This is a genomic window from Rhodococcus sp. YH1, from assembly GCF_009939605.1.
In the GTDB taxonomy this organism is placed as follows: domain Bacteria; phylum Actinomycetota; class Actinomycetes; order Mycobacteriales; family Mycobacteriaceae; genus Rhodococcus; species Rhodococcus aetherivorans.
Genome location: NZ_WVTE01000259.1, coordinates 22,683 through 32,308, shown reverse-complemented (window position 1 = coordinate 32,308; position 9,626 = coordinate 22,683). Strand labels below are relative to the sequence as shown.

7 protein-coding genes are annotated in these 9,626 nt (G+C 72.6%); 5 read left to right on the top strand and 2 right to left on the bottom strand.

Annotated features, from left to right (window positions below; translation table 11 throughout):
• Window positions 1–170 precede the first annotated feature (170 nt).
• Entirely contained in the window at window positions 171–1,673 is a 1,503-nt protein-coding gene (locus tag AIIKEEIJ_RS25970; RefSeq protein ID WP_065922107.1) for a PucR family transcriptional regulator, read from the bottom strand.
• A gap of 134 nt (window positions 1,674–1,807) precedes the next feature.
• Here AIIKEEIJ_RS25970 and gabT point away from each other — a divergent pair, with 134 nt between their 5' ends.
• Together gabT and AIIKEEIJ_RS25960 are read left to right on the top strand one after the other, a co-directional pair.
• A complete protein-coding gene (gabT, locus tag AIIKEEIJ_RS25965; protein WP_006935195.1) occupies window positions 1,808–3,196 on the top strand; it encodes a 4-aminobutyrate--2-oxoglutarate transaminase in 1,389 nt (462 codons plus the stop codon).
• Complete coding sequence (locus tag AIIKEEIJ_RS25960; protein ID WP_161996865.1) at window positions 3,193–4,638, top strand: aldehyde dehydrogenase family protein; 1,446 nt, start codon at window positions 3,193–3,195, stop codon at window positions 4,636–4,638. Before gabT ends, AIIKEEIJ_RS25960 begins: the two co-directional genes overlap by 4 nt.
• Window positions 4,639–4,736: 98 nt before the next feature.
• On the opposite strand, the gene AIIKEEIJ_RS25955 is transcribed toward AIIKEEIJ_RS25960, so the two are convergent.
• Complete coding sequence (locus tag AIIKEEIJ_RS25955; RefSeq protein ID WP_303682224.1) at window positions 4,737–5,402, bottom strand: TetR/AcrR family transcriptional regulator; 666 nt, start codon at window positions 5,400–5,402, stop codon at window positions 4,737–4,739.
• Window positions 5,403–5,528: 126 nt separating this feature from the next.
• Between AIIKEEIJ_RS25955 and AIIKEEIJ_RS25950 the strand changes: the two genes are divergently transcribed.
• The 3 genes from AIIKEEIJ_RS25950 (at window position 5,529) to AIIKEEIJ_RS25940 (ending at window position 9,622) form a co-directional block, all read left to right on the top strand.
• The gene (locus tag AIIKEEIJ_RS25950) at window positions 5,529–6,947 is read left to right on the top strand and encodes a flavin monoamine oxidase family protein (protein WP_043798532.1); all 1,419 of its coding nucleotides are present in this window, start codon (window positions 5,529–5,531) and stop codon (window positions 6,945–6,947) included.
• A gap of 280 nt (window positions 6,948–7,227) precedes the next feature.
• Complete coding sequence (locus AIIKEEIJ_RS25945; RefSeq protein WP_161996864.1) at window positions 7,228–8,655, top strand: aminobutyraldehyde dehydrogenase; 1,428 nt, start codon at window positions 7,228–7,230, stop codon at window positions 8,653–8,655.
• A gap of 76 nt (window positions 8,656–8,731) precedes the next feature.
• Window positions 8,732–9,622 (top strand): universal stress protein, encoded by an 891-nt coding sequence (locus AIIKEEIJ_RS25940; RefSeq protein ID WP_050035865.1) that lies wholly within the window; start codon window positions 8,732–8,734, stop codon window positions 9,620–9,622.
• Window positions 9,623–9,626: the final 4 nt, after the last annotated feature.

Genomic DNA, 9,626 nt, shown 5'->3' with positions numbered 1-9,626 from the left:
CACTCAACCATACTTTCCTGTTCCCGGCCGAAGTCGCCCCGCGACGACCACTCGGGCTCTCCCCGGGAACGGTGCCGCGCCGGCTCCGACGGCATTCCGGCCGGCTGGACGAACTCGCCCGCAGCGTGAAGAGCCGACTACGACTGCAGCACTACGCCGTTTCCAGCTACCTAGGGCGCCGGTTCCCCGATCAGCAGGGCGAGCAGCAACTCGGCCCGGACGCGGGCGTCGCCGAGGTCGACGCCGAGCACCTGCTCCGCCTTGGCGATCCGGCTGCGCAGGGTGTGCCGGTGCACCTCCAGAGCCGCGGCCGCCGCCTCCCACTGCCCGTTCGCCTCGAGGAACGCCCGCAACGACGCGACGAGCCTGGTCCCCCGGCCGCGGTCGTAGTCGGCGAGAGCGGAAACAGTGGACGCAGCCACGGATTCGAGTACGGCCCGCACCGCCGGGGAGGCGAGCAGGGCGGTTCCGTGCGTGGCGTCGAACTCGACGAGGCGGTGGGCCGCGTCCGCCGCGGCCACGGCGTGTTCGGCCTGCTCGACGGCGCGGCGGGTGTCGGCGAGCCGGTGCGCGGCGCTGAGCCCGGCGCGGAGGGTGCGCGCCTGCGGCGGGGCGAGGTCCGCCAGGAGCGCCGCCACGTCGGACAGAGTGTCCTCACCGCGCAGCAGCACGGTGAGCGCCTCGTCGCCGCTGCGCGCGTACAGCGGGCGCTGCCGGGCGCCGAGACCGGCGTCCAGCACGCGCCGCACGTCGGCCGCGGCCGGGGTGTGCAGACGCAGGATCCGGATGCGGTTGCGGGCGCCGACCGCGTCGGCGAGATACTCCAAGGCGTCGCCGGAGTCGAGGACGTCGTCGACGAGCAGGCCGAATGCCTTCGCGCCCAGCGCGTTCCGCTCCGCGCGCAGCCGCCGCGGCTTGTCCAGCTCGAGGGTGACGAGGGAGACGGCGTGGCCGATCAGGACGAGTTCGACGTTCTCGAGCGGGCGGTCGGCCTGCACGGCCAGGTGTCCGCTGACGAGGCCGGCGTGCGTGACCGGTTGCACCGTCAGCGTCCGGCCGGGCCGGCTCGTGGTGACCGAGCCGGCACCGTCCCGGCGCAGCTCCGAGATCTGCTCTGCCAACTCCGCCGCGGCCTCGGGGTGGGCGACCACCTCCCCGCTGCGCTCGTCGAGGTAGGCGACGGCGGCGCTGGTGGCGACGGCCAGTTCCCGCACGATCGCGGCCACGCCGCCGCGCAGCGCGGCGCGGGTGATGCGCACCTGGGTGTCGGCGGCGCGTCGCACCAGCTCGTACTGCTGTTCGGCGAGCCGGGCGGTGACGGCACGGCTGACGGCGGCGAACGGCGTCGTGTACGGCACCTCGAGCAGCGCCAGCCCCACCGCGTCGGCCGCCTCGAGCACCGACTGCGGGATCCGCTCGTGCGACAGCCCGGTGCCGAACCCCAGGGCGGCGACGCCCGCCTCCGCGAGGCGGCGCACGTAGTCACCGCCCTCCTCCGCATGCAGCCCCAGGCCGGTCGTGAGGACGAGTTCCCCGCCGGAGAGCCAGGGCCGCGGGTCCAGCAGTTCGGTGGGCTGGACGAAGCCGATCGGCCGCTCCTTCCCGGTCCGGCCGCCGCGCAGTGCCAATCCCAGTCCCGGTTGCCGCAGCAGCCAGGCGATGCCGACGCTCATGGGGCCATCGTAAGACCGCTCGACGAAATGGCGCGGTGCGATTCACCGGGTTGTACGAATCGGCCCTGTCTCGGGTCCGCGGACGCTCCCATACTCGAATCGTCTCTACGCCGCCGAGCCCGAGGAAGTCCCCCATGACGAGCATCGAATACCGCCTTCCGCAGCAGCGTCGCCTGGTCACCGCGCTGCCCGGCCCGCGCTCGGCGGCACTGACCGAGCGTCGCCGCACGGCCGTCGGGGCGGGTGTGGCCTCCTCCGTGCCGGTCTACGCCGCCGACGTCGACGGCGGCATCGTCGTCGACGTGGACGGCAACGCCCTGATCGACCTCGGTTCCGGCATCGCGGTCACCAGTGTCGGCGCCTCGGACCCGGCGGTCGTGGCGGCGGTGCAGGAGCAGGTCGCGCACTTCACGCACACCTGCTTCATGGTCACTCCCTACGAGGGCTACATCGCCGTCGCCGAGAAGCTCGCGGCCCTGACCCCCGGCGACCACGCCAAGCGCACGGTGCTGTTCAACAGCGGCGCGGAGGCGGTGGAGAACGCGGTCAAGATCGCCCGGGTCGCGACCGGTCGCAGCGCCGTGGTGGTCTTCGACCACGCCTACCACGGCCGCACCAACCTGACGATGGCGCTGACCGCGAAGAACCAGCCCTACAAGGAGGGCTTCGGCCCGTTCGCCCCGGACATCCACCGCGTGCCGGCGTCGTACCCGTTCCGCGAGGGCCGCAACTACGACGGCACCGAGGTCACCGGTGAGCAGGCCGCCCATCGCGCGATCGTGCAAATCGACAAGCAGATCGGTGCGCACAACGTCGCCGCGATCGTGCTCGAGCCCATCCAGGGCGAGGGCGGATTCATCGTGCCGGCCAAGGGTTTCCTGCCGACCCTCGTCGACTGGGCGAAGGCCAACGGCATCGTCTTCGTCGCCGACGAGGTGCAGACCGGCTTCGCGCGCACGGGCGACTGGTTCGCCAGCAACGACGAGAACGTCGTGCCGGACCTGATGACCCTCGCCAAGGGCATCGCCGGCGGCATGCCGCTCGCCGCGGTGACCGGCCGCGCCGAGCTGATCGACGCCGTCCACGGCGGCGGCCTCGGCGGCACCTACGGCGGCAACCCCGTCGCGTGCGCCGCGGCGCTGGCCACGCTGGACCGGATCGAGCAGCTGGACCTGTGCGGCCGCGCCCGGCGCATCGAGCAGATCGCCACCGAGCGGCTGCGGGCGCTCGCCGCGGACGTCGACATCGTCGGCGAGGTCCGCGGCCGCGGCGCGATGCTCGCCGTCGAGTTCGTGCAGCCCGGCACGCGCCAGCCGAATCCGGAGGCCACCAAGGCGATCGCCGCGAAGGCGCTCGAGCAGGGTGTCATCGTGCTCACCTGCGGCACCTACGGCAACGTCGTCCGCCTGCTGCCGCCGCTGGTGATCTCCGACGAGCTGCTCACCGACGGCCTCGACGTCCTCGCTGCCGCCGTCCGCGATGTCGCGGGCGTGCGCCCGACCCTGGCAGGAGCCACCCGATGACCCACACCCTCCCCGCGGGCGTCCCGACCCGGCTCTGGCTGGGCGGCAAGCTCACCGACTCGTCCACCGGCGCGACGTTCCCCGTCGAGGACCCCGCCACCGGCGCGGTGCTCGCCGACGTCGCCGACGCCTCCGCCGACGACGGGCTGCGCGCCCTCGACCTCGCCGTCGCCGCGCAGGCCGAGTGGGCCGCGACCGCGCCCCGGGTGCGCGGCGAGATCCTGCGCACCGCCTTCGACCTCGTCCACGCCCGCGCCGACGACTTCGCCCGCGTCATCACCCTCGAGATGGGCAAGACCGTCGCCGAGGCGCGCGGCGAGGTGAACTACGGCGCCGAGTTCCTGCGCTGGTTCGCCGAGGAGGCCGTGCGCATCGGCGGCCGCACCGCCACCGCCCCCGCCGGCAGCGGGCGCATCCTCGTCACCAAGGAACCGGTCGGGCCGGTCCTGGCGATCACCCCGTGGAACTTCCCGCTGGCGATGGCCACCCGCAAGATCGGCCCGGCCCTGGCCGCGGGCTGCCCGATCCTGGTCAAGCCGGCCACCGAGACCCCGCTGACGATGCTGCTGCTCGGGCAGGTCTTCGCCGACGCCGGCCTGCCGGCCGGGGTGCTGTCGATCCTGCCCGCCACCGACGCCGCGGCGCTGACCGGGCCGCTGCTCACCGACGCGCGGCTGCGCAAGATCACCTTCACCGGCTCCACCGGCGTCGGCAAGCTGCTGGTCCGCCAGTCCGCCGACCGGCTGCTGCGCACCTCGATGGAACTCGGCGGCAACGCCCCGTTCCTGGTGTTCGACGACGCCGACGTCGACGCCGCCGTGGACGGCGCGATGGCCGCGAAGATGCGCAACGGCGGCGAGGCCTGCACCGCCGCCAACCGCTTCCACGTCGCCCGCAGCGTCGCCGGCGAGTTCACCGACAAGCTCACCGCCCGCATCGCGGCGCTGCGCACCGGCCACGGCCTCGACGACGGCACCGACCTCGGCCCGCTGATCACCGCCCGGCAGCGCGCCACGGTCGAGGCACTGGTGCGCGACGCCGTCGAGCGCGGCGCCCGGGTCCGCACCGGCGGGCAGATCCCCGCCGGACCCGGCACGTTCTACCCGCCGACCGTGCTCGACGAGGTCCCGGCCGACGCGCGACTGCTGCGCGAGGAGATCTTCGGTCCGGTCGCGGCGATCACCGTCTTCGACACCGAGGACGAGGCGATCGCCGCCGCCAACGCCACCGAATACGGCCTGGCCGCGTACTTCTACACCCGCGACCTCGACCGCGCGATGCGCGTGGCGTCCGCGCTGAAGACCGGCATGGTCGGTGTCAACCGCGGCATCATCTCCGACGTCGCCGCCCCGTTCGGCGGCGTCAAGGAGTCCGGATTCGGCCGCGAAGGCGCGGCCGAGGGTATCGAGGAATACCTCGACACCAAGTACATCGCGCTGTAGGACCCGGGGCGGGACGCCCGCCCCGGCAATCGAATACCGGCTCGGTCCGGGATCACGGCACACCGCCGGTCCCGGACCGAGCCGTATCCTCTTGCGGCTCAGTCCTTCCGGATCAGATCCAGGCGCGCCTCGAGTCCGGCAATCATCGCGTCGAGTCCGGCGTCGAAACCGGCGTCCGGGGTGTAGTGGCCGCCCGATCCGGCGAACGCGTCGATCGCCGCGGTGAACGCCGGGCTGTCGCCGGCGAGGTCGGCGGTGTCGAAAATGTCGGCCGGTGCGTTGGCGTCGAGCGCGGAGCCGAAGATGAACGACTCCAGCGCGACGACGACCGGCACGATCGTGTCGATCGGCCACCCGGCCTCCGCGAAGCCCGCCGCCACCGCCTCGTACACCGCCAGGGTGCGGGGCGCGCCCGCGACGGGCATCACGGCGATCACCGGGACCAGCGGCGCGTGCCGGGCGAACACGTCCCGGTAGGACAGGGCCCACCGCCGCGTCGCCACCGCCCACGGCTCGGCGCCGAAGCCGCTCACGTCGACCTTCGTCATGAGGTCCTCCTGCACCCACAGCAGGACGTCCTGCTTCGAGCTCACGTGGTTGTACAGGGCGGACGGGGCCACACCGAGGGCACGGGCGAGCTTGGCGACGGTGAAGGCGTCGTAGCCGCCCTGCTCGATCACGTCGAGCGCCGCGTCGGTGATCGCCTGCCGAGACAGCACTTTCGTCGACGGCCGGCCGGCGCGTCGATGCGTCCCCTCTCCCACGCCGCTCCCCTTCGCCTCACGATTCCGGCCACGAATTGCCGCGAAGGTCTTCTCCTCGCGCCCCGATGAGGTTACAGTGTGATGCGACACATATGAATGTCGTTCATTTTCTCGAAGGGGAATCCCATGAAATCCATCGAGCGTGACGTCGTCGTCGTCGGGGCGGGCCCGTCCGGCCTGACCGCCGCCTACCGCCTCCGGCAGGCGGGCCTGCGGGTCGCCGTCCTCGAAGCCCGCGACCGCGTCGGCGGCCGCACCTGGACCGACACGATCGACGGAGCGATGCTCGAGATCGGCGGTCAGTGGGTGTCCCCCGACCAGACCGCCCTGATCGCGCTGCTCGACGAACTGGGCCTGCGCACGTTCTCCCGCTACCGCGAGGGCGAGAACATCTACCTCGACGCCGAGGGCCGGCCCGTCCGGTACCGCGGCGAGATGTTCCCCACGTCCGAGCACACCCGCGCCGAGATGGACAAGCTGATCGCGCTGCTCGACGAACTCGCCGCCGAGATCGGCCCCCGGGAGCCGTGGGCGCATCCGCGGGCGCGGGAACTCGACACCGTCTCCTTCCACCACTGGTTGCGGGCCAACTCCGACGACGAGGAGGCGTGCAACAACATCGGGCTGTTCATCGCGGGGGGCATGCTCACCAAGCCGGCCCACGCGTTCTCCGCGCTGCAGGCGATCCTCATGGCGGCCTCCGCGGGCTCGTTCAGCAACCTCGTGGACGAGGACTTCATCCTCGACCAGCGCGTCGTGGGCGGCATGCAGCAGGTGTCGCAGCGGCTCGCCGAAAAGCTCGGCGACGACGTCTTTCTCGGCAACCCGGTCCGGACCCTGCACTGGTCCGAGGGCGAAGAACCGGGCGCGCCCGGGCACGTGCGGGCGGTGGCCGACGGCGTCACCGTCGATGCCCGGTTCGCCGTGCTGGCCGTGCCGCCGAACCTGTACTCCCGGATCTCCTACGTCCCGCCGCTGCCGCGCCGCCAGCACCAGATGCACCAGCACCAGTCCCTCGGTCTCGTCATCAAGGTGCATGCCGTGTACGACACGCCGTTCTGGCGCGAGGACGGCCTGTCCGGCACGTGCTTCGGCGCCGGGGCACTCGTCCAGGAGATCTACGACAACACCAACTTCGAGGATCCGCGCGGCACCCTGGTGGCCTTCGTGGCAGACGAGAAGGCCGACGCCGTCTTCGAACTCCCCGCCGAGGAGCGCAAGGCCGCCATCCTCTCGTCCATGGCCGGCTACCTCGGCGAGAAGGCGCTGAGCCCGGTCGTCTACTACGAATCCGACTGGGGCTCGGAGGAGTGGACCCGCGGAGCCTACGCGGCGAGCTACGACCTCGGCGGCCTGCACCGCTACGGCAAGGACCAGCTCACCCCCGTCGGTCCGATCCTCTTCTCGTCGTCCGACCTCGCCGCGGAGGGCTACCAGCACGTCGACGGAGCCGTGCGCATGGGCGAGGACACGGCCCGGCGCATCCTCGACGCCCTCGGCTCCCGCTCGGCCGCGGCCGCGGTGGCCGGCGCACCGGCACACTGACCGACCCTCGCGGCCCGGCCGCCTCGACACCGAAGACCCTGTTCTACACCACTTTTCACGACTCCTTCGGCGCGCCCGTCGCGGCGCCCGACGCGCTCACGACGACGTGAGCGTTCCGGTCGCGGCGGCGCCGCCCCTCCGGCGGCGCCGCCGGCTTCCGAGCTTGCGCTCCCACCCCGCCGCCGGACCCCTGGCCGGGCACCCGCGGCGCGGCCCACACTGATCACCAGAGATCCCTGCCCCTCCCACCCGGCCGGGCAGGCTTCCGAGAGGACCCCCCATGACCGACATCCGCGAGAACTACATCGACGGCGCGTTCGTGCCCTCGACGGCCACGGAATCCCTGCCGCTGATCGACCCGGTCGACGAGTCCCTCGTGGGCTCGATCCCGGTGTCGACCGCCGCCGACGTCGACGCCGCGGTGGCGGCCGCGCAGCGCGCGTTCCGGAGCTGGGGCAGGACCACCCCCAAGGAACGCCAGACGGCGCTGCTGAAGCTCGCCGACGCCCTCGAGGAGCACTGCGACGAACTCGTCGAGGCCGAGTGCCGCAACACCGGCCAGCCGAAGTCCATGATCGCGGACGAGGAGGTCAAGGTCGGCGCGGATCAGCTGCGCTTCTTCGCCGGCGCGGCCCGCCTGCTCGAGGGCAAGGCGGCCGGTGAGTACATGGAGGGCCACACCTCCTACGTGCGGCGCGAGCCGATCGGTGTGGTCGGCCAGGTCACGCCGTGGAACTACCCGCTGATGATGGCGCTGTGGAAGATCGGTCCCGCGCTCGCCGCCGGCAACACGATCGTGCTCAAGCCCAGCGACACCACCCCGGACAGCACGCTGGTGCTGGCCCGCCTGACCCAGGGCATCCTGCCCGACGGTGTCTTCAACGTCGTGCTCGGCAACGCCGCCACCGGGGCCGCCCTCGTCGAACATCCCGCACTCGGCCTGGTGTCGATCACCGGCTCGGTCCGCGCCGGCATCGAGGTGGCGGTCTCCGCGGCCCGGCAGCTCAAGCGCGCCCACCTCGAACTCGGCGGCAAGGCCCCCGTCCTGGTGTTCGACGACGCCGACGTGGCCAAGACCGCCGAGGCCGTCGCGGCGGCCGCCTTCTTCAACGGTGGCCAGGACTGCACGGCCGCCACCCGGGTACTGGTCCACGAGTCCGTCCACGACGATCTCGTCGACGCGCTGGTGCGGCAGGCCGAGCAGCTGCGACCGGGCCGGCCCGACGACCCCGACGCCTTCTACGGCCCGCTCAACAACGCCCAGCACTTCCAGCGCGTCACCGACAAGATCGCCGCCCTGCCCGCCTCGGCGACGATCGTCACCGGCGGCACGCGCGCCGGCGAGAAGGGCTTCTTCTTCGAGCCGACGATCGTCACCGGCGTGGACCAGCACGACCCCATCGTGCAGGACGAGACGTTCGGCCCGATTCTGACGGTGCAGTCCTTCGCCACCGAGGACGAGGCCGTCGCCCTGGCCAACGACGTCCGCTACGGGCTCGCCGCGAGCGTGTGGACCCGCGACCACGGGCGCACCCAGCGCCTGTCCGCCGCGCTGGACTTCGGGGCGGTGTGGATCAACTGCCACATCCCGCTCGTCGCGGAGATGCCGCACGGCGGGTTCAAGCACTCCGGCTACGGCAAGGACCTCTCCGCCTACAGCGTCGAGGACTACACCCGCATCAAGCACGTGATGAGCACCCACGACTGACCTTCCGCGGCCCCACCGCGCCGTCGCCGGAGCCGGCATCACCCCGGCTCCGGCTTCCCTACCGGATCGGATTCCCATGAGACTGGTTGTCGGATACCTCGCCACCCCCAGCGGCGCGGACGGGCTGGCGCTCGGCGTCCAGCTGGCCCGCAGCCTGGGCGCCGAACTCGACATCTGTATGGTCCTGCCCCCGGATCGCCCGGTGCCCTCCCGGGCACCCACCGAGCCCGGGTACGAGGACGTCCTCGCCGGAACGGGCGAAGCGTGGCTCGCCCAGGCGGCGGCCACGGTGCCCGACGACGTGCGGGCACATACCCACCTGAGCTTCCACGAGTCCTTCGCCCAGGGCCTGCTCGACGAGGTGGCGCGGCTCGGCGCCCGCGCCGTCGTCGTCGGTGCCGCGGGCGACGGGCTCCTCGGCCGGCACTCCATCGGCACGGTGTCGTCCGAGCTGTTGCATTCCGCGCCCGTGCCGCTGGCCCTGGCACCGCGGGGATTCCGGCACTCCGCCGCCCCCCGGATCCGCGAGGTCACGTGCGCACTGGGCACCCGCACCGGAGCGGACGTCCTGCTCTGGACCGCGGTGCGCGCCTGCGAGCACATGCGCACGCCGCTGCGGCTCGTCTCGCTCGTCGCGTTCGATCCGCACGGGGTCGGGCGCGGCGCACATCCGTCCCACGAGCACGTGCTCGAATCGGCGCGGGCACATGCCCGGTGCGTCCTGGACACCGCACGCGCCCAGCTCCCCGACGACTTCCCGGTCGCCTCCCTCGTCGCGGACGGTGCGACCGTCGAATCGGCGGTGGCCACGCTGGAGTGGCGCGACGGCGACGTGGTGATGGTCGGCTCGAGCCGGCTCGCCCAGCCGCACCGGCTCTTCCTGGGTTCGACGGCAGCGAAGATGCTGCGGGTCGTTCCGGTGCCCATGGTCGTCGTTCCCGCCCACGACCCCGAGAACAGTGAGTAGGCCC